Source organism: Sphingomonas sp. BL2, from assembly GCF_056680015.1.
The window spans coordinates 2717914-2743388 of record NZ_CM155261.1 but is presented as its reverse complement, the minus strand read 5'-3'; the positions used below and the strand labels follow the sequence as shown (position 1 = coordinate 2743388).

Here is a 25475-nt window from a genome sequence, read left to right as displayed (position 1 = left end):
CCATGGGACCCGTTCAGTTCATCCCGCATCGCAACACCCTTTGTCAGCATACCCAACCATCAGAACATGGGTCCTCTTTTGCAACTGTTTCATTTCAGCAACGCGCCGTAAATCCCCGTATTTCGGGGCTCAAAATGCGTTGACGTTAGATCGTTTTCGTCGTTACTTCGCCATACCTGAAAAACTAAATCGTGAATCGGCACAGACCGGCGCGATCGGGGAGAGGACTGACATGGCCAAGTTCGAATTGCTCGCCGCTTCGGCGATGATACTCCTGTCGATTGCGCCGGCAATAGCCCAGACGGCCACCACGACATCCGCTGAAAACACCGCCCCCACCAACGGGCCGGGCCAGGAAGCACCGTCTACCCAGACGACGCAAGCCGACACGCCGTCGAGCGCCTACGCGTCACAGGATATCGTGATTACCGCGCAACGCCAATCGCAGCGTTTGCAGGATGTTCCGATCGCTGTGAGTGCCTTTACCGCTGACAACATCGCCAAGCAGCAAATCGTCAACCCGAGCGCGCTGCAGCAGACGCTGCCTAACGTCACTTTCACCAAGACCAACTTTACGACGTCGAGCTTCACGATCCGCGGGATCGGCGATCTCTGCACCGGCGCGACCTGCGACACCGCGACCGCGATCCACGTCAACGACATGCCACTGGTGACGACGCGCCTGTTCGAAAGCGAGTTCTTCGACCTGGAGCGGATCGAGGTCCTCCGCGGGCCCCAGGGTACGCTGTTCGGCCGCAACGCTACATCGGGCGTGGTCAACTTCATCTCGGCAAAGCCCGACCTATCCGGCGTGCATTCGGCGGCCGAGTTCGAATACGGCAATTACGATTCGAAGCGTGTGAAGGCGATGCTGAACCTCCCCTTCACCGACACACTCGGTGTCCGCGTCGCGGGCACCTATCTCAACCGCGACGGGTATACCAAGAACCTCTATGATGGCCGCAAGATCGACGGGCGCGACCTGTATTCGATCCGCGGCACGTTGTCGTGGGAGCCGACCAGCGACACCAGGATCGACCTGATCGGCTATTATTTCCGCGAGAAGGATGATCGCTCGCGGTTGCAAAAGCAACTCTGCCACCGTGATCCCACCGGCGTCTTGGGCTGCCTGCCCGACCGGCTCGCCAACGAAACCGCGAACGGCAATTCGACGCTGTCCGCGGTACTCAGTTCGAACGAGTTCTTTGCGGTCAACAACCCGGCGCTGGCGCGCTTCGGCCTACAGAGCCTGTACGGTCAGGACACCTATACCGGGGTCGTCAACCCGAACGACGTGCGCACCGTGTCGCTGGACTACAGCCCGACCTATTTCGCCGAAGAAGAGCAATATACCGCCAAGATCTTCCATGATTTCGGCCCGGTCAGCCTGAACTTCACGGGCGGCTACACGCGCAACGTCGTCGACAGCACCGCCGACTATAATCTCGCGGTCGAGAACCCGCTGACCAACAATGTCGGGCTCGCCACGCTTAATGCGCTGGCCCGGACGGGATCGCCGTTCGCGTTCCTCGGCGGCGTGCGTCAGGCACTGATCCCCAATGGCCCTGCCGGCGGCGCCTGCCAATCAGCGGCGGATCCGAACAATGTCGGCATCTATGGCGGCAATTCGATCGGCTGCTACCCGCAGAGCTTGGACTTCGATCGATCGCGCCAGAAGAACCGTCAATATTCCGCCGAAGCGCACCTCGACAGCAATTTCGACGGGATGTTTAACTTCCTGCTGGGCGGCATCTATGTCGACAGCAAGTCGACCAATACCGATTATTTTGTCAATTCTTTCGGCCTCGACTATGCGTCCGGCATCCTCGGCTCGGCGAATGCAGCGGGTGCAGGACTGCCCGCGGGCAACGGATATTTCCTGTCTACGCCCTTTTATCGCAACAGTGACACCGAGTTCCGCCTGAAATCCTATGGCATTTTCGGCGAGACGTATTTCAAGTTTACCGACAAGCTGAAACTGACCGTCGGCCTGCGCTACAATCACGACAAGAAGACCGACGAGGCACGCAACCTCGCGCTGAACGTACTGACGCCGATCGGCGCAACGGGTATCGAGCAGGGGCTGAACTATGGCACGGTCGATTTCGACCCGAACCTGCCGGGGCGTCAGGAGTTCGCCAACGCGCAGGTCAGCTTCTCGCGGCTAACCGGGCGCGCGGTGCTCGACTACCGGATCACCGAGAACAATCTGCTCTACGCGTCCTACTCGCGCGGCTACAAATCGGGTGGGATCAACCCGCCACTGCTACCGATGTTCAACGTCAGCAGCACGTTCCTGCCCGAACAGGTCAACGCCTACGAGATCGGATCGAAGAACACCTTTGGCGGCGGCCAGCTCAGGCTGAACCTCACCGGCTTCTATTATCAATACAAGAATTTGCAGCTGAGCCGGATCGTGGCGCGCACCTCCGTCAATGACAACGTCAACGCCGATATCTACGGCGTCGAGGCGGAGGCGATCCTGAGTCCGATCCCGGCGTTCGTGGTCAACATGAACGCAAGCTACCTGCATTCGAAGGTGTCGAGCGACAAGTTCCTGGTAAACCCGCGCGACGTGTCGGGCGGGCGCTCGGATGCGGTGATCATCAAGGATATCACCAATGCGTCGAATTGCGTCGTCGTGCCGAACGTGGCGGGCAATGCCGCGCTGTCGAACGGTTATGTCGCGGCGGTCAATTCGCGGATCGGCTTACGCGCGCCGACGGCGATCCCGACGGTGGCTGCGACCGGCGCGTTTGGCATCTGCAGCGCGCTCGGCGCGAACGCCGCTGCCAGTGGTGTTTCAGTGCTCGATGGCGTGAACGTCAACATCCGCGGCAACCGCCTGCCCCAGGCGCCGACGTACAAATGGGCAGTCGGGGCGCAGTACACGATCGACTTCGCCAACGGCATGAGCATCGTTCCGCGGGCCGATCTCAACTATACCGGGGGATTCTCGGCGAGCATCTTCAACAACTTCGTCGACCGGGTCCCGGGCTATGAAGTGATCAACATGCAGGTCCAACTTAACGCTCGCGAAGACCGCTTCTACGTCAGGGGTTTCGTGCAGAACCTAACCAACAACAACGCGGTCACCGGACAGTATGTGACCGATCAGTCGGCCGGACTGTTCACGAACATCTTCACGATCGAACCGCGGCGGTACGGCGTTGCGGCAGGGTTCAAGTTCTGAGCGGACGCTCGATGCAAGCCCGCAGGATGGGACAGCGATCTAACTGATCCTCCCCGCCAGGGGAGGATCAGAGCCGATTGAGTCGGCTTGCGCATCACCGTCGTCCTGACGAACGTCAGGACACGGGGTGACGAACGCTCCGGTACTCAGCTCTGGGCCCGACCTTCGTCAGACTGGCGATGCGCGCCCCGCCCGGCACGAGCGCCGACATGACGACACCTACTCCCTTGCCCCGCCCTTCCCACGGCGAAGACGCCGCGGACCCTTGCCGTCTCCCGTAGGGATAGGACAGACGCCCAAGGCGGCGAGGGGTGAGCCACGACCGGCAGTCCGATAGACTTGGAACATCAAGGCCACGGTTAGCGCGTCAGCCGCTCCGCATGCCAAGCGACGTGATCCGCCATGAAGGTCGAGATGAAATTGTAGCTGTGATCATACCCTGGCTGCATCCGCAACGTCAGGTCGATCCCCGCTGCCTTGCACGCGTCTGCCAGCAACTCCGGCTTCAGCTGCTCGACCAAGAAACCGTCTGCATCGCCCTGATCGACCAGGATGTCCTTCACCCGCGCGCCATCTTCGATCAGCGCGCACGCGTCGTACGCCCGCCACGTCGTCCGATCCGGTCCGAGATATCCGCCGAGCGCCTTCTCGCCCCAAGCGCACTGCAACGGCGCGACGATCGGGGCGAACGCTGACACACTCCGGAAGCGCTCGGGATTGCGCAACGCGATCGTCAGCGCACCATGCCCGCCCATCGAGTGGCCAAAGATCCCCTGCCGCGCCATGTCCGCCATCGGAAACTCCGCCGCGATCAGTGCTGGCAGCTCGTCCTCGACATACGTCCGCATCCGGAAATTCTTCGCCCAGGGCTCCTCGGTCGCATCGACGTAGAAGCCCGCGCCCTTGCCGAAGTCGTACGCATCGTCGTCCGGCACGTCGTCCCCGCGTGGCGAGGTATCCGGCGCGACCAGGATGACGCCCAGTTCGGCGCACGCACGCCGATACTCGCCCTTGTCCATGACGTTGGCGTGCGTGCAGGTCAGCCCCGACAGGAACCACAGCACCGGCAACCGCGCGCCCTCGTCATGCGGCGGCACGTAGACCGCGAAGGTCATGTCCGTGTCGGTCGCAGTCGAGGCGTGGCGATACACGCCCTGCGTACCGCCATACGCCTTGCTGGTGGAGACGGTCTCCATCATGCGACCCGGTGCAATGCGCAGAGCTTGTTGCCCGACGGATCGCGCAGATAGGCGAGATAGAGCGTGCGACCCGCGGTACCCTGGCGGATACCGGGCGGATCCTCGCAGGCGGTGCCGCCGTTTGCGAGGCCCGCAGCGTGCCACGCATTGGCGGCCTCGGGCGAGGCGGCGACGAACCCCATCGTGCTACCGTTGCCGTGGCTCGCCGGCTGCCCGTCGATCGGCTTCGTCAGCAGGAAACGGCCGCCAGCGTGTGCGTAGACCACCCGCCCCCATTCATCGACGACGCCCTGGGGAACGCCGAGCGCGCCCAAAGCCGCGTCGTAGAACGCCTTCGACGCCGCGATATCGTCGGCGCCGAGCATGATGTGACTGAACATGGCCCCGCCTCTCAGTAGATCACGACGGAGCGGATGCTCTCGCCGGCGTGCATCAGGTCGAAGCCCTTGTTGATCTCGTCGAGCGTCAGGCGGTGCGTGATCATCGGGTCGATCTCGATCATCCCGTTCATGTACCAGTCGACGATCTTCGGCGTATCGGTCCGCCCCCGCGCCCCGCCGAACGCGGTGCCGCGCCAGTTGCGCCCGGTGACGAGCTGGAACGGCCGCGTCGAGATTTCCTTGCCGGCCTCGGCCACGCCGATCACGATCGAGGTTCCCCAGCCGCGATGGCACGCCTCCAGCGCCTGCCGCATCACGGTCGTGTTGCCGGTCGCGTCGAACGTATAGTCCGCGCCGCCGTCGGTCAGCGCGACGATGTGCTGGACGATGTCGCCCACATTTTTGGGGTTGGCGAAGTGCGTCATGCCGAAGCGCCGCCCCCATTCCTCGCGGTCGGGGTTGATGTCGACGCCGACGATCATCCCTGCACCGGCAAGCCGCGCGCCCTGGATCACGTTCAGCCCGATCCCGCCGAGCCCGAACACGACGACCGTGTCACCCGGCTGGACCTTCGCCGTGTGCACCACCGCGCCGACCCCCGTCGTCACGCCGCAGCCGACGTAACACGAGGTATCGAACGGCGCGTCCTCGCGGATCTTCGCGACCGCGATCTCCGGCAGCACCGTAAAATTCGAGAAGGTCGAGCAGCCCATGTAGTGGAAGATCGGCTGGCCCTTGTAGCTGAACCGCGTCGTCCCGTCGGGCATCAGCCCCTTGCCCTGCGTCGCGCGGATCGCGGTGCACAAATTGGTCTTCTGGCTGAGGCACGACTTACACTGGCGACACTCGGGGGTGTAGAGCGGGATGACGTGATCGCCGACCGCGACGCTGGTCACGCCCGCGCCAATCTCCCGGACGATACCGGCGCCCTCATGGCCCAGCACGCTCGGAAACAACCCTTCCGAATCAAGTCCGTCTAGCGTGTACGCGTCGGTATGGCAGATGCCCGTCGCCATGATTTCGACGAGGACTTCGCCGAATTTCGGCCCTTCGAGGTCGAGTTCGACGATCTCGAGCGGTTTTTTTGCCTCGAAGGCTACGGCGGCGCGGGTCTTCATCGGTCGGTCTCCTTGATTGCCGCCCTGATGCCCCCCGAGCCCCGGCTTCGCAACCCGCAGGCAATGCAACTAATGCCGCGTTCCCGCGCTTGATCCTTTCAAATCAAGGAGATGGCGCGATGAAGGATCCGAAGAAGGGCGACGAGGTCACTTGGAAATCGCATGGCGGCGAGGCGCACGGCACGGTCGAAAAGAAGCAGACCACCGATACCAAGATCAAGGGCCACACCGTCAAGGCCTCCAAGGAGGAGCCGCAGTTCATCGTAAGGAGTGACAAGGGCGGCAAGGCAGCGCACAAGGCGGACGCGCTCACCAAGGCGTGACCACGCGCGCAGTGCCTAACGCACGCGCGCAACAGGAAGGAATGCTTATGGCTACAGCTCCCAAGACCGGCGGCATCCACGCCCCCGTCCAGCCCTCTCCCGAGCTCGGCGAGATCGTCGGTAACGACAAGCTGCCGCGCAGCGAAGTGATCAGCAAGGTGTGGGTCTACATCAAGGCCCACAACCTGCAGAACCCCGAGAACAAGCGCGAGATTCTGGCTGACGAGAAGCTGAAGAAGGTCTTCGGGCGTGACAAGTGCACGATGTTCGAGATGAACAAGTACATCTCGCAGCACGTCAAGGCCTAACCGCCCGCACTGCACGGCAAGCGGCGACGGGGCATCGTAAGCGATACCCGTCGCCCCTTGATCGAACCCCGCCTAGGGTTCGTAATATCGAGATTATCGTCGTGGCTCGAACGTTACCGCGCACGACCGGACGCTAGCCCAGAGCTTGATCGTCCCACCCGACCGGCGTAATGCGCCAGCCGATGCCCCCGTAGCTCAGCCGGATAGAGCGACGGTTTCCTAAACCGTAGGCCGCGTGTTCAAATCTCGCCGGGGGCACCAGCTTTTCCGCAGTAGGCCGCTGCCGCTTTGGTGGCTTCTAAGCGCCTCACCAACGGCATTTTTATCCGCAGCAGCGTTTGGATTTCTTTCCCGAACCGCATGAGCATGGATCGTTTCGGCCGATCTTCGTCGGCGTGGCGACCAGCGGTGTGCCTGATGATGCACCCGCGCTCTGGGAATGCGCTGCGTGGAGTTTCAAGACGGCGGCGACGATCTGCGCCGGAGCATGCGCGTCGAGAGCGTTGACCTCGACGCTGTCGAGCGTGGTCTCGTTGGTGACGATCGCGATAAGCGCCATGATCTGCGCCACGGCTTCGGCGGTATCGGTATCGGTATCGGTGCCGTTGCCGTCACCCAACGCCGTCCAGCTTTCCGGCCTGAGCGCCACGGCTTCGGCGAAACCGTCGATCCAGGATTCCCAGAGGACATCGCCATTGCGGTCGTCGGTGTCGAAGATCGGCTGGGGCTTGCCGCGGGTCAGGTCGCGAACGATCTCGGCGTAGCGTGCCATCACCGCATCGACGAACCACTGAACGTCGGCGGGGTCGTCGAATGGCGGATCGACGCTATCGTCCGAGCCCCAGATGCTCTGGAGCCACTCGCCCTGCGGGATCGTGTCGGGGCCTACCACCAAGCCTGTCAGAAAACCGTCGAGTTCGGTGAGCAGCATCGGCTCCTCGAGTGGAAGGTCGGCGAGCGCGCCGTCGAGGCGACGGAAACGGGAGGGGAGATTTTTCATGGGTTCGGGTCGGCTGCCTTGAAGAATGCAGCGCGTCATAGCCTGCCGATGATGGGCGCTGCCAGCGACGAGTGGTGCAAAGCCCTGCGCCAACCGGAATTGACTGAGCGCGTGACACTTGCCTCGTGCGGGCGATCCTTCCATTGCATTCAGGTCGCCCACCGGACCGGGGAAATTCGTACGTGATTAGAACCCTTTGCCGTTTTGCCGTTCTGGCCTCGATCGCGACGATGGCTCCGGCGCAGCAAATCTCGCTTTCGTCGGTTCGATCGCCCGCCGACCTCTATGGCGCGTTGTTCGAGGCCGTGCAGCAGGGCCATGTTTTCGCGGATGGAAAGACGTTCGTCGACGCGGTGCCGAAGCGGTCGGCGGAGGCGATCATGGCCGACTATGTGCGGGCCAAACCCGCCGGGCCCGCGCTGAAAGCATTCGTGCTCGCCAATTTCGTGGTGCCTGGCGAGAATGATCGGGGTTCGGGCGATCTCAGGACGCATGTCCGGACGCTATGGCCGCAACTCGTGCGCCAGCCGGTCGCGCCGGTCGCGGGCAGTTCCGCGCTGCCGCTCCCTGCCCCTTATGTCGTACCCGGCGGGCGCTTCCGCGAGATCTATTACTGGGACAGCTATTTCACGATGCTCGGACTGAAGGTCGACGGCCAGCAGCCGCTGGTCGAATCGATGCTCGAGGATTTCACCAGCCTGATCGAGCGGTATGGGCATATCCCGAACGGGACGCGGACCTATTATCTCAGCCGGTCGCAGCCGCCTTATTATGCGCTGATGCTCGATCTCTCGACCAACACCGACCCCGCGGTGGGCAAGCGGCGGCTGGCTGCCCTGCGGGCCGAGCACGCGTTCTGGATGAAGGGCACAGGCTGCGTCGACGGCAAGCCCGCGTGCCTGCGCGTGGTGCGGATGCCCGATGGCAGCGTGCTTAACCGCTATTACGACGACCGCGATACGCCGCGTGACGAATCCTATGCTGAGGACGTCGCGACCGCGGCGAAGGCGGCGCCTCGACCCGTTGCCGACACGCAGCGCAACCTGCGGGCGGGTGCGGAAAGCGGGTGGGATTTCAGTTCACGCTGGCTGCGTGATCCGAAGTCGCTCGCGACGGTCCACACCACCGACATCGTGCCGGTCGATCTCAACAGTCTTTTGTGGGTGCTGGAACGCCGCATCGCCGAGCGCTGCCAAACTGTGAGCGACGCGCCGTGCGCGACTGCGTTCACGACGCTCGCGGCGAAGCGTAAGGCCGCGATAGACCGCTATCTCTGGCAGGCGACGACCGCGCGCTATGCCGACTGGGACCTGTCGACGCGCAAGCCCACCGCGAGCATCAACGCGGCGATGCTGCACCCACTGTTCGTCGGTCTCGCCTCGCCAGCGCAAGCGAAAGCGGTCGCGGCGACGGTACGCAAATCGCTGGTGGCGGAGGGCGGATTGCGGACGACGACGCTGAACACGGGGCAGCAATGGGACGAACCCAATGGCTGGGCGCCGCTGCAATGGGTGGCGATCGCCGGGCTCGCGCGGAACGGTGAACCGACGCTTGCGAAGGACATCGCCAAGCGTTGGCTCGGGACGGTCGGCGCGGCCTATGCCGAAACGGGCAAGATGCTCGAGAAATACAATATCGAGCAGCGTACGCCGGGTGGTGGCGGCGAATATCCGGTGCAGGACGGCTTCGGCTGGACCAACGGCGTGACCAGCGCGATCCTGGATCGCTATCCCGACTTGGCGCAGAAGGCGAAGTAAGGCAGGCGCAAGCGAACGTTCCGGCGGCAATGGTTGCTTACGGCACCCGGCGCCACATATGGACGTGCAATGCTCGACCCAGCGCCCGCCAGCCAGACCGACGTCGCCGATATGCTCACACCGGATTTCGTCGTCATCGACGTCGAGACGGCATGCTCGCGCGTCAGCAGCATCTGCCAGGTCGGTATCGTCGGGTTTCGCGACGGCCGCGAGATTTTCGAATACGAGACGCTGGTCGATCCGCTCGACGAGTTCAACGTGTTCAATACCCGGATCCACGGGATCACCGAGGATCACGTCACGGGCAAGCCGTGCTTCGGGGACATCCACGGCATCGTCGACGGTCATTTGTCGGGCCGGACGACGGTGGCGCATTCCTATTTCGACAAGGGCGCGCTCGCCGCGGCGTGCCGCATCCATGACCGTCCCTCGATCGAGACGGTCTGGCTCGACAGCGTCCGCGTAGCGCAGCGGGCCTGGCCCGATCTGGCGAGCCACCGGCTGGGTGGCCTCGCGCAGTATCTCGGGATCGCGCACAAGCATCACGACGCGCTGAGCGACGCGCGGGCCGCCGGCTGGGTGATCGTCAAGGCGATAGACCATACCGGTATCGCGCTCGATGAATGGCTGAAACCGCCGCGCAAGCCGGGGCCCGCCCCGCGCCCTGCGCCCGCCGGCCCACTGAGCGGCGAACGTATCGCGATCCTTGGTGAGCCTCGCGATGGGAGGCTTGCGTGCGCGATTGCCGCGCTTGGCGGACGGATCGTGTCCGCGGTCGGCAACACGACGACGATGCTGGTCGTCACCGCGCGCGCGCCGTTCAGCTATTCGGTGCGCAACAGCGGCGCATATCGTCGTGCGGAGCAGTATCGGCGGCTCGGCGGAACGATCCGTGTGGTCTCCGAAGTCGAGCTCGATCTGCCGGCTATCGCGGCCAGCTTTATGGCAGCCTGAGCAGGCGCGTGCTGCCGGCAATGTGAAGGAATAGCGACCGGCCGCCTTGGCAAACGCCAGGTGGGGTGCAACCATTGTCCCAAAGCGATAGCGGAGGGCGATATGCGGTTGGCGACTTGGGGAATGGCGGTCGGCTTGCTGGCCGCACCGGCGACGGCGCAACGCGTGCAGGTCGCCAGTGGCCCGCTCGAAGGCACACACGTTTCGACCGCCGCGACGCCGGTCGATGCGTATCTCGGCATCCCCTATGCGGCGGCACCGATCGGCCCGTTGCGTTGGCAGCCGCCGCGACCGGCTGCGCAATGGACCGGAGTGCGCAAGGCAGACCGGTTCGGTTCGCGCTGCATGCAGCAACCGCTGTTCGCCGACATGAAGTTCCGCTCGCCGGGTATCAGCGAGGATTGCCTGATGCTCAACGTCTGGACGCCGGCGGGCACGAAACCGGGCGCGCGGCTGCCCGTGCTGTTCTACATCCACGGTGGCGGCGCGATCGCGGGTGACGGGTCGGAACTGCGCTATGACGGGGCGTCGATGGCGCAGAAGGGCATCGTCGTCGTCACGATCAACTATCGGCTGGGCGCGTTCGGGTTCCTCGCGACCAGCGCGCTGGCAGCGGAATCCCCGGCGCATTCCGCGGGTAATTACGGTTTGCTGGATCAAGCCGCGGCGCTGGCGTGGGTCCGTCGCAACGCCGCCGCGTTCGGGGGCGATCCCGCGCGGATCACGATCGGCGGGGAGAGCGCGGGATCGATGTCGGTCAGCGTGCTGATGACCTCGCCACTCACTCGCACGCAGTTCGCAGGAGCAATCGGCGAGAGCGGCGGCGTGCTGCCGCCGACCTTCCGCCCCAAGCCTCTCGCGGTGGCGACGAAGGATGGCGACGCGTTCGCGGTGGCGGCGGGGGCACCGTCGCTCGACGCACTTCGGGCGATGCCGGCCGAGGCTTTGCTTGCTGCACAGGGGACGCAGCGGTTCCGCGCGGACTTCATCGTCGACGGGCAGTTTCTGACCGAGCCGCCGATCGACACCTTTACGGCGGGGCGCGCGGCGCGCGTGCCGTTGCTGGTCGGTGCGAACTCGCAGGAGGGAAGCTGGACGAGCATTCTTGCCGGGCAACCGCCGACGGTGGCGAATTATCGCGCGGGCGTCGCGAAGCTCTTTACCGATCCGGATGCGCTGCTCGCCTTGTACCCGGCGAAGTCGGATGCCGACGTGCCAGTTGCGGCGACCGCGCTGGCAAGCGATGCGTTTCTCGGCGCGTCGACGTGGCAGTGGTTCGACCTGCACCGCCGTGCGCGCCAGCCAACCTATTATTATCATTTCGCGCATCCCCGCCCGGCTGCGCTGCCGCCGCTGACCAACCCCGACGTGCCGCCGATCGGAGCGGTGCACAGCGCGGAGATCGAATACGCGCTGGGCAACCTCGACACGAACCCGGCTTATGCGTGGACGGCGGACGATCGCCGGATTTCGCCGGTGTTCCAGGGGTATTTCGCCGCGTTCATCAAGACCGGTAACCCGAATGCTGCGGGGTTGCCGAACTGGTCCCCTGCACCGCCCGCGGGGGGCGTCATTCCGCGCCAGATCGTCGACGTACAGACGCGTTCGGAACCGTTCGTCGAGCAGGCACGCTATGTCGCGGCGACACCGTTGCTCGAACGGCGGGTGCCCTGAACTAGCGGACGCGTGCTAGATCTGGTCGACAAAGACCACGCCGGGCACAGGCAGCGTTTGTCCGGTTGCGGTCAGTCGGCCATCGGGTTCGATCCTGAAGATCGCCAGCGTGCCTGATCGCTCGTTGCCGACGAGGACACGGCGCTGCGCTTCGATAACCAGCAGGAAGCGCGGCCACTTGCCGCCGCTGGGGATATGCTGGAGCAGGCTCGGCACGCCTGACGCGTCGAGCGCGAAGACGGCGACGCTGTCATGGCCGCGGTTCGAGACGTAGAGCCGCCGCCCGGCCTGGTCGATCGAAATATGCGCGGCCTGCGAGGCGCCCTCATACCCGCTTGGCAGCGTCGAGACCGTATGCCGGGTCGCGAAACTGCCGTCTGCGCGGGCGGCGAGCATGATGACCGTGTTGGACAGTTCGCACACGACGTAGGCGAGCGGGCGGCGGGGATGGTGGACGAGATGGCGCGGCCCGGCGCCCGCCGGCGCACGCCATGCCGCGACCGACTCGGCCAGTGAGCGCGCATGCGGGTCGAAGCGATAGGCGAAGATCGTGTCCGTCCCCAGGTCGACCGAATGCAGCCAGCGGCGATCCGGGCTGAAGCCGACCCAATGCGCATGCGGCGCCTCCTGCCGGGCCTTGTTCGGGCCATGCCCCGTGTGGCGGAACACGACCGGTTCGCCTGGCACGCCGGTGCGCGCGTCGAGGCGGTGGAACGCGACGCTGCCGCTCGAATAATTGGCGACCGCGAGGCAGGCACTGGCACGGTCGATCGCGACGTAACACGGGTCGGCGCCTGCCGTGGTGGCCGTGCCGCGGTGCGACCAGTCCGGCGCGTAGGCAGCGATCTCGCCCGCGGCCTTCTCGCGGACGAAGTAATACGCGTCGCCCGGGCCGCCGCCGACGCCGAACGACGCGTCGTCGATCCCCGATACCGGGGTGCCGACCTGCCATGTGTCGCGATCCGGGTCGAACGAGATCGGATACACGCCCTTGCCGCCTTCGCGCGCGTAGGTGCCGGCGATCAACCGTACCCGCCGCTTGCCGCCGCCGGCCGCAACCGCAGGGAAGGCGAGCGTGGCCGCCATCGCGGTCAGGGCCGACCGTCGTGTCGTGGTCCAGTCGGTCATGCCCGTTCCTTTGCAGCTATCGGCGGGTGTCATGCGTCAGCGGTGCCACCGAGGCAACGAACGCCGCTCAGGTTTCGACCGCGTAGAGCGCGTGGTGCGTCAGGATGAACAGCGTCCGCCCGTTCGCGCCGCCGAAGATCAGTTGCAGAGGCCGCTCGGGCACGTCGATCCGTCCGGACTCGCGTCCATCCGCGTCGTGGACGAACACCTGGCCGTTGGCGAGATAGACTCGGCCGTCCGGTCCAGCCGCGACGCTCTCACCGCCGCGATTGGCGAACGGCTTCAGATCGGTGACACTGCCGCCGGCGCCGACCAGCCCGCTATAGGTCCTGGCTTCGGATCCGTTGCTGACGAACACGCGTTCGCCGAGCTTGGCCTTCACGAAGCCGTAGGTGTCGAGTGCGTCCGAGAAGCGCCAGCCGAGGTGGTTGGCTGGCCCCTGCTGGACGGTGCGATACGCGGGCAGGACCAGCGAGCCGTCCAGTGAGACATATTCGCGGGGCTTGGGCACGGCCATGTCGCGCGCGAACATCTTGCCGAGCGTCGTGAACTGGTAGGTCGTCGGATCGATCTGATCCTTGAACTCGCCATTGACCCAGAAATTACCGGGTAGCGCGACGCGCGCATCGCGGTGCGGAGCGACCGGCGTCGGCGGGATCACCGCGATGCTGTCAGGATCACCGGGTTTGATGCTGTAGACCGTCCCCGCCGCGCCATCGGACGACAGCACCATGAGGTTACCCGAACGATCGACAGCGAGATTGACCGGATCGACGGGTGCGTCGGCAGCGACCGACAGCCCCTCACTCGCCGTCCAGCCATAGATGCGGTGTGTATTATGCTCGACGAAGTAGAGCTTGCCCTTCGTATCCACCGCCGCGCCCGCGATCGAGTAGAACCCGTCTTCCAGCTTGCGAACGGCCGGGCCAGTGGTCGTCGCGACCGGCGTGGCGCCGCGCTTCACGTCCAGCACCGCGAACTCGCGTTCGCGCACCTCGGCCCCGGAAGTCATGTCCTGGATCGCGTTCTCATACGGGAACTTGCTCGCGCGCAGGTCGGTGCCGCAGCCCTCCGCATCGCAGAACGCCAGCCCGCTCTCGCCGTTCACATGCAGGTTGCGGAAGCGGATATCGTCGGAGTTGTAGATCCGCACCGCCGATGGCGCCGGCTGGAGCGACCGCGTCACGCGGTAGGCGTGATAGTTGGCGAACAGGATGTTGCTCGAATTGCGAACCTCGAGCGACAGCGCGTTGCGGCTCTCGCCCGCCTCTTCCTCGGTTTGCGGGGCGAGGAACTCCCAGTTCTTGACGCCGTCCAGAACGATCTCGGCGCGCGCGTGATGCTCGGCGGACATCTCGTACACATGGCCCGGCGTGCTCGTGTTCGAGACGTGGAGGCCGGCGGCGGCAAAGGTGTTGGGGGTCCACAAATTGTTGAACGTGCCGCCGCCGCCATCAGTGACCGACAGGCTCGCATATTGCCCGTCCCAGCGCTTGCGCGGATCGGCGTCGCCGGTGTGGTCGGCATTATACGGATCGATCCGGCTGCCGTCGGCGCGGCTGGTGCCATGACCGCCGTGGAAGCGGACGTCGTCGACCAGCGAGTCCGGGCCCGCCCTCCACAGCAACGCGGTCGCGCGCGGGTTGATGCCGCCGGTGGTCAGGCCGATGCCGGAGACGATCGCGGCGCCACCCTTGGCGCTTTCGATCAGCCCTTTGGCGGCACCGATGCCGCGGAACGCCAGCGTGTCGTCCGCCAGGACGATCTGCGTCATGTCGGGATGCAGGCCGATCAGCACCGTGTCGGGCCGCAGCTTCAGGGTATCGGAGACGCGGTAGAAGCCGGTCGGGAAATAGACCACGCGGTGCGTGTCGATCGCGCGCTGGATCGCGGCGGTATCGTCGATCGCGTCGTCGCCCTTTGCGCCCGCGCTCGCCACGTCGAACCACTGCGCGACGGGCGGCAGCGCGCGGATCGCGGGCGGTATCCGCTTGGGCATTGCCGGGATCGTCGCGGCGTCGACCCGCGTCTCGTACTTGCCGGTCGCGCCGAGCCCCGGCAGCGTCAGGCCGTAGGTGAACGCCTTGACCCGGTATTTTGCGCCCTGCCCGGCCACGGTCTTCCCGCTGTCACGGAACCGCGCGAAGATCGGCACGGCGCTGGCAGTGGCGTCCTGGAAGCCGATCTGCGTGTAGACATTGTCCTCGTTGCAGATGACGACGGCCGCGTCCGAGACGTTCTCGAACCGCACGTCGCGGCCCCATAGCCAGTCGCCATAGCCGCGGTCGATCTCGATCCCGACGGGGACGTTGCGGATGCTGGTGTTGACGAGTGTCAGCCCCGCCTCATGCTCGCGGATCGCGGCCTCGCGCTGGCCCTCGAACGACGAATCCAGCAGCGTGTACTGCCATGCGGGAGAGGTCTTCTCGCTGAGGATGCCGTAGCGCCCGCCGAAGAAGCGCAGGTCCTGCCCGACATTGCCGACCTGGTAGATACCGGCGAGCCCGGAGCCGATGTGGAAGTCGACATGGCTCAGATAGGCATGCTGCGCCAAGTGGAACCGCACCGCAGTCGCCGCGGGATTGCCGTCGCCGATCTCGAAATCGACGTTGCTGAGCGCGGAATAGAACGTCCCCGAATTGGCGTCGGCGATGGTGGCGTCGAACGGTACGCTGGTCGGCGGTGGCACCGGTACCTTTGGCGGTGCGGCGCGGCTGTCGGCACGCGAACCGGTGAAGAACAGCATGTTCGCCACGCCGGTCTGGAATCCGGGGGTCGCCGCGCTGAGCGTGATGACGGGGCGCGTCTTGCCCGTGCCGAACACGCGCACGCCGGGCCAAACGAAGATCGTTCGCGAGATACGATAGCGGCCGGCGGGCAGGAAGACGATGCCCTCGCCGCCTTTCGCGCTTGCCGCGCTGTCGATCGCGGCCTGGATCGCGGCGGTATCGTCGGTTCGGCCGTCACCGCGGCCGCGAACCGTCACCGCGCGTGGATCTGACGGTGCGGTGAGAAATACCGATCGAGAGGGAGAGGCCGAACGGGGTGCCGCAAACGCTGGAACGGTCGTCCCCAGAAGCGCGATCGCTAGTGTCAGTTTCACAGGCTCACCCGAGATTGTTGTGGGACGCGCCGGACGATGTCCGCCAGTCTGCTCCGCAGGTAGAGACGCCTGCGACCATAGGCGATCACGACCAAGGTCGTAGTAGCCGATCCCGCGCGCACGAACGATAGACGGTGACGAACCGACCGCGCGCAGCTTATGGAGAGCCAGTGCCTCCTTCCTCTGAAACGATCCCTAATCCGGCCGACGCGCTACCCTATGCCATCATCGTGATGGGCGTCAGCGGCAGCGGCAAGTCGACACTGGGTGCCGAACTCGCGCGACGTCTGCGCTGTGAATTCCTCGAAGGGGATGCCTTCCACAGTGCCGACAGCGTCGCGAAGATGCGGTCGGGGCAGCCGCTCGACGACCAGGATCGCTGGCCCTGGCTCGATAGGATTGCAGCCGGATTGCACGATGCGGCCCGGACGGATGGTACTGCGGTTGCAGCGTGTTCGGCGCTGAAACGGGCCTATCGCGATCGACTGGCGGACGCCGTCGCCATGCCGTTGCTGTTCGTGTTCCTCGATACGAAGGACAGCGGCGAGCTCGCCCGGCGGCTGGTCCACCGTGCGGACCATTACATGCCGGCCAGCCTGCTCGCGAGTCAGCTCGATACGTTGGAAGCACTCGGTCCCGACGAGCGCGCCGTCACGCTCGATGCGGAGGATGCGCCCGATCGGCTTTGCGCCGAAGCGCTCGCGTGGATCGGACGCGAGACGTCCGGCACGGCCGAAACCGCCGAAGACGCACGACGAAGGTCGTAATAGCCAAGCCGACCGACAAGGCCGACACTCGGCGGCAGTACTCGCGCAGGAGTGCGGTCGAGGGTCGTTGATGTCGCTACGCGTTGCTTTCGCCCTGATGCTGGTTGCAGCGCCCGCCGCCGCGCAACAGGCGCCCGTCGTGGCGCTCTGGCCGAACGGCGCGCCCGGATCGGAAGCGCGCCGGACCGAAGCCGAGACGGTGAAGGACAGCTATGTCAGCAACGTCCACAACCCGACACTGACGATCCACCGCCCCGCCCCGAGCCATGCCAACGGTGCCGCGGTAATCATCGCGCCCGGTGGCGGTCACCGCATGCTGGTGTGGATCAATGAGGGCGAAGTGCCCGCGAAGGCGCTCAACCGCTACGGCGTCACGACGTTCGTCCTGAAATACCGTCTCGCGCGTGATGTCGGCTCATCGTACGATATCGAGCGCGACGCGGCAGCCGATCTGCGGCGCGCGGTCCGGTGGGTCCGCGCGCATGCGAGCGACTACGCGATCGATCCTGCCCGGATCGGCGTGATGGGCTTTTCCGCGGGCGGCGAACTCGTGTCGCTCGTCGCCGACAACCCCGCGCCCGCACAGACGCCGACGGACGCGATCGACCGTGAGAGCGCCCGCCCTGATTTCCAGATCCTCGTCTATCCGGGGCCATTCGGCACCCCGGCCAAAGCGACCATCGGCGCACCGCCCGCGTTTCTCGTTGCAGGCTCGCTCGACCAGTGCTGCGCGACATCGGCGATGACGCTGTATTCGCAGCTCCGCGCGGCGGGCGTTTCGGCGGAGTTGCACCTTTACGCGGACACCGATCATGCGTTCAATCTCGGCACGCGTTCGGAGCGCATCTCGATCCAGCACTGGCCCGATCGGCTCGCAGACTGGCTTGCCGATGGCGGCTGGCTCATTCCGCGCGGATCGGCAAAGATGCTTCCAGTTTCTCGAAAGGAACCCTGATGGATTTCGGCAGGCGTGATCTCCTGGTCGCCGCGGCAACGCTGGCCGCCACATCGAGCGGCGTGGCGCGTGCGGCGCCCGATCGGAAGCTCGGCTATGCGATCGTCGGGCTCGGCTATTACGGCTTGCAGACGATCCTGCCGCAGTTCGTCAATTGCGAGCATTCGCGCGTGACGGCGCTGGTCAGCGGCGACCGGACCAAGGCGCTCGCGACCGCGACGAAGTACGGCGTGCCCGAGCGGTCGATCTATACCTACGCCGATTTCGACCGCATCCGCGACAATCCGGACGTCGACATCGTCTATGTCTGCCTGCCCAATTCGATGCATGCCGAATACACCATTCGCGCGGCGAAGGCGGGCAAGCACGTAATGTGCGAGAAGCCGATGGCGATCTCGGTCGCCGAATGCGAAGCGATGATCCGGGCGTGCAAGACCGCGGGCAAGAAGCTGATGATTGGCTATCGCTGTCATTTCGAGCCGTTCAACCTGGAGGCGATGCGGCTGGCCAAGTCCGGTGCGGCGGGCAAGATCCGCTACGTCCGTTCGGAGCATGGTTTCGTCCAGGGCGACCCGAGCAAGTGGCGCCTCAAGCGCGCATTGTCCGGTGGCGGGTCGCTGATGGACATGGGCATCTACAGCCTGCAGGCCGCGCGCTACATGACCGGCGAGGAGCCGATCGCTGTCACCGCGCGTGAGTCCACCGACCGTCGCGATCCGCGGTTTCGCGAGGTCGAGGACATGATCGAATGGACGCTCGAATTCCCGTCGGGCGCGATCGCCGGGTGCCAGTCGATGTACAGCGCCAACCAGAACCATATCCTGTTGATGGGCGACAAGGGCCGCATCGAGCTGGAGCCGGCGACGCGCTATGACGGTAATAAGATGTGGACTGGCCGTGATGGTCGCGAGACCGCGATCACCAGCCCCCCGCCCGGCCCCGGCAAGACGCAATTCGCGGGGCAGCTCGATCATCTGGCGGAATGCATCCTCGACGGGCGCGAGCCTATCGTCTCGGGCGAAGAGGGCCTGCGCGACATGCGGATCGTCGAGGCGATCTACCGGTCCGTGCGCGAAGGCCGGACGGTGAAGCTGTGATGCGACCGTTGCTTGCCGCTGCGGTGGCGCTCGCCGCAACCTCTGCGTTGCCCGCGCAGACTGCGAGCGATCCGACGAGCTTTGCCGGATCGGCCGATGTGCGCGCGCGGATCGTTGCGCTCGAGAAGACGATGAAGCCGGGCCAGGGGTTCGCCATGGCGCCGCTCGTGCAGGCGGACGGGACGAGCGCCTCGCTCGAATATTGGAAGGCGCCGGGCAAGCCTGCTGTGCACCCGGACGAGGCTGAATATGCGACCGTGATGGCGGGTTCGGGAACGCTCGTCTCGGGTGGGACGCTGGTCGCGCCGAAGCTGCGCTTTCCGGGACTGGTCGAAGGCGATCGGATCGAAGGTGGCACGACGCGGAAGCTTGCGGTCGGCGACGTTTTCCTGATCCCGGCAGGCACGCCGCATTGGTTCGGCATCGATGGCAAGCTGGTCATGCTCGGGACGAAGATCCGGACGTCAGGTCAGCGGAAACCCAGCCAGTAGAGCAAGCCGATATTGACCGCGAGCAACGGTAGCGCGGTCGGTATCTGCGCGCGGATGACCGCGTTCTTGTCCTTGAGGTCGAGCAACGCAGCGGGGACGAGATTGAAGTTCGCCGCCATCGGCGTCATCAGCGTGCCGCAGAACCCGCTGAGCATGCCGATCGCCGCGACCACCGCGGGATCGCCGCCGTAATGGCGCACGAGCAGCGGGATGCCGATCGCTGCGGCCATGACCGGGAACGCCGCGAACGCGTTGCCGATGATCATCGTGAACAGCGCCATGCCGAGCGTGTAGGCGAGCACTGCACCGATCAGGCTGCCTTCCGGGATCGCGTGACCGGCCAGACCGCCGACGACGTCGCCGACGCCGGCGAGCGCGAACACTGCGCCCAGGCTTGCCAGCATCTGCGGTAGGACGGCGGCCCAGCCGATCGCGTCCATCAGCCTGACGCCTTCCGCTAGCGGCGTGGCGATGCGGGGGCGGAACCAGAGTTGCATCGCGACCAGCGCGATCAGGACGCCGCAGGTTAGCGCGACGAGCGTTGCTTGCTTGGGGTCGACGAGGCTCGGGACTGTGCGGAACAGGACCGTGCCGCCGAGTGCTGCGGCCGGAATGATCAGGGCGGGGAGGAATATCCGGTTGCCGAGCCGGGTGGCTTCGGTGCGACGCTCGTCGAGCGTGGTAGTGGCACGCCCGCCGCGGCCCATCGCGCCAGATCCGGCGATTGCGACGAGCGCCAGGACGAGAACGCCGTTGCCGACGTCGCCGAGCTTTCCACCGAGCAGGAAGCTGATCGCCAGCACCGCGTAGAACGCAGCGTTGCCGAAGCGCTTCGGGTTGGTGCGGTCGGTGGCGCTCAGAACTGCGAACACCGCGAACATCAGGCCGGCTATGCCGTAGATGAAGCCGGTGCCGATCATCGCACGCGTGCCAATCGGCGGTCGAGCAGCCAGAGGCGGAAACCGTGGATCAGGAACGCGGCGATCGCGGTCGGGATCGCCCACATCGAGAGGGGGAGCGGCTGGATGACAATGCCGTAGCCTTCGAGCACACCCTTCATCAGCAGGATCGAACCGATCGCGATGAAGATGTCCTCGCCGAAGAAGAGCCCTATATTGTCGGTTGCGGCGGCCATCGCGGGGATGCGGTCGCCACCGGATGGCAAGCCTTGCGCCTCGGCGGCGGCTTCGGCCATCGGTGCAACCAGCGGTCGGACGCTTTGTGCCGGGCCGGCGATCGATGTCAGGCCGAGCGCTGCGGTGAGCTGGCGAAACAACAGGTAGCCGGTGAGCAAACGCCCCACGGTCGCGCCCTTGAGCTTGCCGATCGCGAGCCGGGCGCGTTCCTGGAGACCGTGGCGTTCGAGCATCCCGATCACCGGGAGGACGAGATAGATCACCGTGACGTAACGGTTCTCATTGAACGCCTTCCCGAACGCGGCGAGGATCGCGAGGGGTGCTATCCCGGCGGCGAGGCCGGTGACGAGCGCGGAGACGGCGACGACGAGCAGCGGGTTGAACCGGAGCAGGAAGCCCGCGACGATCACCGCGATTCCGCAAAGCACCAGCATCGTCGGTCAGCGCGCCTGCTTGGCGAGGTCGGCGGCGAGCGCGACCTTGGCCTTCGCGACGATCTTCGGGAGCAACGTCGGGTCGACGAATGCGGTCGTGTCCCCGGCTTGGCGACGCTTGCCACGGGCGATCACGTCGGCGAGTTCGGGGTGCGACGGGAGGACGATGTCGGCGTGCAACGTCCCGAGCATCGCGATACTGCGGCGATAATCGGCGACAATGCCGGGATAGGCGCGGTTGCCGATCAGGCGGTTGCCGGCGACGCTGACGCTGCACGGGAAGACGACGTCGAGCGGGCGCGGCTTGGCAGGGATTTGCATCGTCCAAGTCGTGCAACCGGGCGTGTGTCCCGGCGTGGCGCGTGCGGTGAGCGTGGTGGTGCCGAGCGTAACCTTGTCGCCGTCGCGGACGCCGCGATCGACATGGACGGGTGGGAATCGGATGACGCCGTAGCTCGTCTCGCCGGGTGGCGTGCCGGTTTCGAGCGCGGGGACGTCGCGGGCACCAGCTACCACGCGAGCGCCGGTCGCGCGCTTGAGCACGGCTACACCCGCGGCGTGATCGAAGTGGGCGTGCGTGACGAGGATCAGCTTTACGTCGCGCGCGCGGACTCCGGCGTTGGCGATGTTGCTTTCGATCATGCCGGCATTTTCGGCGAGCGTGCCGTCGATCAGGATCGCGCCTGCGCGGGTCTTGATAAGGTAGGCGGCGATGCCTTCGCTGCCGACATAGGTGATCGGGCCGGCGATCGGGAACGGGGCTTGGGCGCGCGTCCACGCGGGCGGGTCGGCCGCGCCGAGCAAGAGGGGTGCAGTAGCGGCGATCGCCAGCACACCGGTACGAAAGCCGAGCGATCCTCCCCCGCCAGGGGGAGGTGGCGGGCGTAGCCTGACGGAGGGGGCGGAATGCGATGCCATCTGTTTCGTGTCCTCCCCCTCCGTCTGGCAAGAGCCAGCCACCTCCCCCTTGCGGGGGAGGATCGCGTGGTGCGTGTCTAGTTTATTCCCACTCGATCGTGCCGGGGGGCTTCGAGGTGTAGTCGTAGGTCACCCGGTTGATACCCTTGACCTCGTTGATGATACGGGTCGCGACGCGCGGGAGGAAGTCACCGGGGAACTGGAACGCCTGCGCCGTCATGCCGTCGGTCGAGGTGACCGCACGCAACGCCAGCACGTTGTCGTAGGTGCGACCGTCGCCCATCACGCCGACGCTGCGGACCGGGAGCAGTACCGCGAACGCCTGCCAGATCGTGTCGTAAAGCCCCGCCGCGCGGATCTCCTCGAGATAGATCGCGTCAGCCTTGCGCAGGATGTCGCAGCGTTCCTTGGTGACTTCGCCGGGGATGCGGATCGCGAGGCCCGGTCCGGGGAACGGGTGGCGGCCGACGAAGATCTCGGGGAGCCCGAGTTCGCGCCCGAGCACGCGGACCTCGTCCTTGAACAGCTCGCGCAACGGCTCGACGAGCTTCATGTTCATGCGCTCGGGGAGACCGCCGACATTGTGGTGGCTCTTGATCGTCACCGACGGACCGCCGGTGAAGCTGACGCTCTCGATCACGTCCGGGTACAGCGTACCCTGCGCGAGGAACTCCGCGCCGCCGAGCTTCTTCGCCTCGGTGTCGAACACGTCGATGAAGGTCTTGCCGATGAACTTGCGCTTCAGCTCTGGGTCGGTGATCCCGGCGAGACCGCTGAGGAACAGCTCCTCGACGTTCACGTGGATCAGCGGGATGTTGTACGCGCCGCGGAACAGGCTGACGACCTGCTCGCTCTCGCCCGCGCGCATCAGGCCGTGATCGACGTATACGCAGGTGAGCTGCTCGCCGATCGCCTCGTGGATCAACACCGCGGCCACCGCCGAGTCGACGCCGCCGGACAGGCCGCAGATGACGCGGCCCTTGCCGACCTGCGCGCGGATCTCGGCGATCTTGGTTTCGCGGAACTCGGCCATCGTCCAGTCGCCGCTCAGGCCGCAGACATGGCGGGCGAAGTTGGCGATCAGCTTGCCGCCATCGGGGGTGTGGACGACCTCGGGGTGGAACTGCACGCCGTAGAAGCGCCGCGCCTCGTCGGCGACGATCGCATAGGGCGCGCCGGTCGAGGTGGCGACGGGGGTGAAGCCGGGCGGGATCGCGTCGACCTTGTCGCCGTGGCTCATCCAGACCTGATGGCGTTCGCCCTCCGCCCAGAGGCCGTCGAACAGCGCGCAGTTGGACTTGACCTCGATGAAGGCACTGCCGAACTCGCCGCCATCGCCCGAGACGATCACGTTTCCGCCGAGCTGTGCGGACATGACCTGCTGGCCGTAGCAGATGCCGAGGATCGGGATGCCCGCCTCGAAGAAGCGCTGCGGCACGCGCGGAGAGTTCTCGGCGGTGACCGAGGCAGGGCCGCCGGAGAGGATGATGCCCTTGGGCTGCATCCGGTCGAACGCGGCCTCGGCGGACTGGAAGGGGGCGATCTCGCTGTAGACGCCGGCCTCGCGCACGCGGCGGGCGATCAGCTGGGTTACCTGGCTGCCGAAATCGACGATGAGAATGCTGTCTGGGTGCTCCATGTCGGGCGCATAGCCGGATGGGACCCGTAACGAAAGAGGCCGCGCCTCCCGTATAGGAAACGCGGCCTGCAATTCGACTAGTACGAGGCGGGGATTATGCCGCTTCGTTGTAATCCTCGTCGGACATAACCGGACCCGAATCCTGGCCCTTTGCCGAGACGTCGCGGTCGACGAACTCGATGACGGCCATCGGCGAGGCGTCTGACATACGGATACCGGCCTTGATGACGCGGGTGTAGCCGCCGTTGCGATCCGCATAACGGGTCGCGAGCGTGTCGAACAGCTTGATCAGCTGCGCATCGTCGAGCAGCTTGCCGTGCGCGAGACGACGGTTGGACAGGCCACCCTTCTTCGCGAGCGTGATCAGCTTCTCGACGTAAGGACGCAGTTCCTTCGCCTTGGCGACGGTGGTGGTGATCTGCTCGTGCTTGATGAGCGCGGCGCTCATGTTGCGGAAGAGAGCAAGACGGTGGGCCGAGGTCCGCTGAAGCTTACGGCCGCCTACGCGATGGCGCATGTTTAATACCTTTTCGTTCGTTCAGGGGCCGTATGAGGTACCCGGGAGCTGGTCGCCGTTGAGGCCGCGACCGATCGCCTTTCGTTCAAAGGTTAGGATAAGGTTACGCCTGGGACGCTTCCTTTGCCCTTCCCCTCGTCTCCAGCCGGGTGGCGACTCGGCAAAGCCGTGTCGTCGAACGGGTCGGTTGAAACCGACCCGCCGGCCGGGCTGTTTCGTCTCCGAGGCAAGCTTGCTTGCCTCGGTGCGAAATCAGCCCATAATCTCCTGCTCGAGCTTCTTGGCCATCTCTTCGATGTTCTCAGGTGGCCAGCCGGGGATTTCCATGCCCAGGCGAAGACCCATCGACGACAGCACTTCCTTGATCTCGTTCAAGGACTTACGGCCGAAGTTAGGCGTACGCAGCATCTCGGCTTCGGTCTTGCCGACCAGATCGCCGATGTAGATGATGTTGTCGTTCTTGAGACAGTTCGCCGAGCGCACCGACAGTTCCAGCTCGTCGACCTTCTTGAGAAGGTAACGGTTGATCTGCTGGGTGTCGCCAGCCGGCTCCGCACCACCGGCAGCGGGGGCTGCCTGGCCGATCGGGGCCGACGAACGGGTCACCGACGAATCGTCGAAGTGGACGAACAGCGCGAGCTGGTCCTGGAGGATGCGACCGGCATAGCCGACTGCGTCTTCCGGGGTGATCGTGCCGTCGGTTTCGATCGTCAGCGTCAGCTTGTCGTAATCCAGGTCCTGACCGACGCGAGTCGGGTCGACCTTGTACGAAACCTGACGTACCGGCGAATACAGCGCATCGACCGGGATCAGACCGATCGGCGCATCAGCCGGGCGGTTTGCGGTCGCGGGCACGTAACCCTTACCGATGTCGGCGGTCAGCTCCATGTTGAGCGTCGCACCCTCATCGAGGTGGCAGATCACGAGATCCTTGTTCATGATCTCGATGTCGCCCGAGACGGCGATGTCGCCGGCCTTGACTTCACCCGGACCCGTTGCCGAAAGCTGGAGGCGCTTGGGCCCCTCGCCCTGCATGCGGATCGCGATCTGCTTCACGTTGAGGACGATGTCGGTCACGTCCTCGCGGACGCCGGCCAGAGACGAGAACTCATGCAGCACGTTCTCGATCTTGATCGAGGTGACGGCCGCGCCCTGCAGCGACGAGAGCAACACGCGACGCAGCGCGTTGCCGAGCGTCAGGCCGAAGCCACGCTCGAGCGGCTCGGCGATGAAGGTCGCCTTGCGCTTGGTGTCGCCACCGGCCTTTTTCTCCAGGCCGCTGGGCTTCTTGAGTTCCTGCCAGTTCTTTGCGTTGACAGACACATGCTTCCCCTAATTTGGGGGCCGGCGAACGGGTGTGTCCGCCGACCAATAAAGTACACCC

At 65.4% G+C, this 25475-nt stretch carries 22 protein-coding genes and 1 tRNA gene; 11 read left to right on the top strand and 12 right to left on the bottom strand.

Translation table 11 applies throughout. The annotated features are described in order from the left end of the window. The first annotated feature begins 232 nt into the window (after positions 1-232). The gene (locus AC1ME3_RS12820) at positions 233-3193 is read left to right on the top strand and encodes a TonB-dependent receptor (RefSeq protein ID WP_480953452.1); all 2961 of its coding nucleotides are present in this window, start codon (positions 233-235) and stop codon (positions 3191-3193) included. A gap of 359 nt (positions 3194-3552) precedes the next feature. Here the strand turns inward: AC1ME3_RS12820 and fghA are convergent, their stop codons facing one another. From fghA to AC1ME3_RS12805, 3 genes are read right to left on the bottom strand one after another with little or no spacing between them, the layout of a single operon-like run. Continuing rightward, the gene (fghA, locus tag AC1ME3_RS12815) at positions 3553-4389 is read right to left on the bottom strand and encodes an S-formylglutathione hydrolase (protein ID WP_480955827.1); all 837 of its coding nucleotides are present in this window, start codon (positions 4387-4389) and stop codon (positions 3553-3555) included. Further along, positions 4389-4772, bottom strand: a complete 384-nt coding sequence (locus AC1ME3_RS12810; protein WP_480953451.1) for a VOC family protein — start codon at positions 4770-4772, stop codon at positions 4389-4391. The genes fghA and AC1ME3_RS12810 overlap by 1 nt, the downstream gene beginning before the upstream one ends. A gap of 11 nt (positions 4773-4783) precedes the next feature. Continuing rightward, positions 4784-5890: an S-(hydroxymethyl)glutathione dehydrogenase/class III alcohol dehydrogenase gene (locus tag AC1ME3_RS12805; protein ID WP_480953450.1), complete on the bottom strand. Its 1107-nt coding sequence runs from the start codon at positions 5888-5890 to the stop codon at positions 4784-4786. 119 nt (positions 5891-6009) lie between these two features. Here AC1ME3_RS12805 and AC1ME3_RS12800 point away from each other — a divergent pair, with 119 nt between their 5' ends. The 3 genes from AC1ME3_RS12800 to AC1ME3_RS12790 all read left to right on the top strand — a co-directional run bounded on the left by AC1ME3_RS12800 (position 6010) and on the right by AC1ME3_RS12790 (position 6782). Beyond that, positions 6010-6213 (top strand): hypervirulence associated TUDOR domain-containing protein, encoded by a 204-nt coding sequence (locus AC1ME3_RS12800; RefSeq protein ID WP_056482645.1) that lies wholly within the window; start codon positions 6010-6012, stop codon positions 6211-6213. Between the two features lie 47 nt (positions 6214-6260). Continuing rightward, positions 6261-6521: an SWIB/MDM2 domain-containing protein gene (locus tag AC1ME3_RS12795; protein ID WP_031394799.1), complete on the top strand. Its 261-nt coding sequence runs from the start codon at positions 6261-6263 to the stop codon at positions 6519-6521. 184 nt (positions 6522-6705) lie between these two features. Further along, positions 6706-6782: transfer RNA gene (locus AC1ME3_RS12790), tRNA-Arg, on the top strand. Positions 6783-6843: 61 nt separating this feature from the next. On the opposite strand, the gene AC1ME3_RS12785 is transcribed toward AC1ME3_RS12790, so the two are convergent. After that, positions 6844-7521: a UPF0149 family protein gene (locus AC1ME3_RS12785; RefSeq protein WP_480953449.1), complete on the bottom strand. Its 678-nt coding sequence runs from the start codon at positions 7519-7521 to the stop codon at positions 6844-6846. A gap of 230 nt (positions 7522-7751) precedes the next feature. On the opposite strand from AC1ME3_RS12785, the gene treF reads away from it, so the two are divergent. The 3 genes from treF to AC1ME3_RS12770 all read left to right on the top strand — a co-directional run bounded on the left by treF (position 7752) and on the right by AC1ME3_RS12770 (position 11906). Further along, complete coding sequence (gene treF, locus AC1ME3_RS12780) at positions 7752-9278, top strand: alpha,alpha-trehalase TreF (protein ID WP_480955826.1); 1527 nt, start codon at positions 7752-7754, stop codon at positions 9276-9278. A 69-nt stretch (positions 9279-9347) separates the two neighbouring features. Then, the gene (locus AC1ME3_RS12775) at positions 9348-10232 is read left to right on the top strand and encodes an exonuclease domain-containing protein (protein WP_480953448.1); all 885 of its coding nucleotides are present in this window, start codon (positions 9348-9350) and stop codon (positions 10230-10232) included. Positions 10233-10334: 102 nt separating this feature from the next. Then, on the top strand, positions 10335-11906 hold the full coding sequence (locus tag AC1ME3_RS12770; RefSeq protein ID WP_480953447.1) for a carboxylesterase/lipase family protein: 1572 nt from the start codon (positions 10335-10337) through the stop codon (positions 11904-11906). A 15-nt stretch (positions 11907-11921) separates the two neighbouring features. Here the strand turns inward: AC1ME3_RS12770 and AC1ME3_RS12765 are convergent, their stop codons facing one another. Together AC1ME3_RS12765 and AC1ME3_RS12760 are read right to left on the bottom strand one after the other, a co-directional pair. Further along, the gene (locus tag AC1ME3_RS12765; RefSeq protein WP_480953446.1) at positions 11922-13034 is read right to left on the bottom strand and encodes a lactonase family protein; all 1113 of its coding nucleotides are present in this window, start codon (positions 13032-13034) and stop codon (positions 11922-11924) included. A gap of 67 nt (positions 13035-13101) precedes the next feature. Continuing rightward, the gene (locus tag AC1ME3_RS12760) at positions 13102-16137 is read right to left on the bottom strand and encodes a glycosyl hydrolase family 28-related protein (RefSeq protein ID WP_480953445.1); all 3036 of its coding nucleotides are present in this window, start codon (positions 16135-16137) and stop codon (positions 13102-13104) included. A gap of 170 nt (positions 16138-16307) precedes the next feature. Here AC1ME3_RS12760 and AC1ME3_RS12755 point away from each other — a divergent pair, with 170 nt between their 5' ends. From AC1ME3_RS12755 to AC1ME3_RS12740, 4 genes are all read left to right on the top strand, one after another. Continuing rightward, positions 16308-16904: a gluconokinase gene (locus AC1ME3_RS12755; protein WP_480953444.1), complete on the top strand. Its 597-nt coding sequence runs from the start codon at positions 16308-16310 to the stop codon at positions 16902-16904. A 97-nt stretch (positions 16905-17001) separates the two neighbouring features. After that, positions 17002-17859 carry an alpha/beta hydrolase gene (locus AC1ME3_RS12750; RefSeq protein ID WP_480953443.1) on the top strand — a complete coding sequence of 286 codons (858 nt, stop codon included), beginning with the start codon at positions 17002-17004 and terminating at the stop codon, positions 17857-17859. Beyond that, positions 17859-18956, top strand: coding sequence for a Gfo/Idh/MocA family protein (locus AC1ME3_RS12745; protein ID WP_480953442.1), 1098 nt, complete (start codon positions 17859-17861; stop codon positions 18954-18956). Before AC1ME3_RS12750 ends, AC1ME3_RS12745 begins: the two co-directional genes overlap by 1 nt. Beyond that, entirely contained in the window at positions 18956-19447 is a 492-nt protein-coding gene (locus AC1ME3_RS12740; RefSeq protein ID WP_480953441.1) for a cupin domain-containing protein, read from the top strand. The genes AC1ME3_RS12745 and AC1ME3_RS12740 overlap by 1 nt, the downstream gene beginning before the upstream one ends. On the opposite strand, the gene AC1ME3_RS12735 is transcribed toward AC1ME3_RS12740, so the two are convergent. The 6 genes from AC1ME3_RS12735 to AC1ME3_RS12710 form a co-directional block, all read right to left on the bottom strand. Then, a complete protein-coding gene (locus AC1ME3_RS12735; protein WP_480953440.1) occupies positions 19426-20367 on the bottom strand; it encodes a DUF979 domain-containing protein in 942 nt (313 codons plus the stop codon). The genes AC1ME3_RS12740 and AC1ME3_RS12735 overlap by 22 nt on opposite strands. Then, on the bottom strand, positions 20364-21017 hold the full coding sequence (locus tag AC1ME3_RS12730) for a DUF969 domain-containing protein (RefSeq protein WP_480953439.1): 654 nt from the start codon (positions 21015-21017) through the stop codon (positions 20364-20366). Before AC1ME3_RS12730 ends, AC1ME3_RS12735 begins: the two co-directional genes overlap by 4 nt. Positions 21018-21023: 6 nt before the next feature. Beyond that, positions 21024-21935, bottom strand: a complete 912-nt coding sequence (bla, locus tag AC1ME3_RS12725) for a subclass B3 metallo-beta-lactamase (protein ID WP_480953438.1) — start codon at positions 21933-21935, stop codon at positions 21024-21026. Between the two features lie 82 nt (positions 21936-22017). After that, the gene (gene guaA / locus AC1ME3_RS12720; protein WP_333928274.1) at positions 22018-23574 is read right to left on the bottom strand and encodes a glutamine-hydrolyzing GMP synthase; all 1557 of its coding nucleotides are present in this window, start codon (positions 23572-23574) and stop codon (positions 22018-22020) included. A 94-nt stretch (positions 23575-23668) separates the two neighbouring features. Then, positions 23669-24091 (bottom strand): 50S ribosomal protein L17, encoded by a 423-nt coding sequence (gene rplQ / locus AC1ME3_RS12715; RefSeq protein ID WP_056047937.1) that lies wholly within the window; start codon positions 24089-24091, stop codon positions 23669-23671. Between the two features lie 252 nt (positions 24092-24343). Continuing rightward, positions 24344-25414 (bottom strand): DNA-directed RNA polymerase subunit alpha, encoded by a 1071-nt coding sequence (locus AC1ME3_RS12710; protein WP_031395236.1) that lies wholly within the window; start codon positions 25412-25414, stop codon positions 24344-24346. Positions 25415-25475 lie beyond the last annotated feature (61 nt).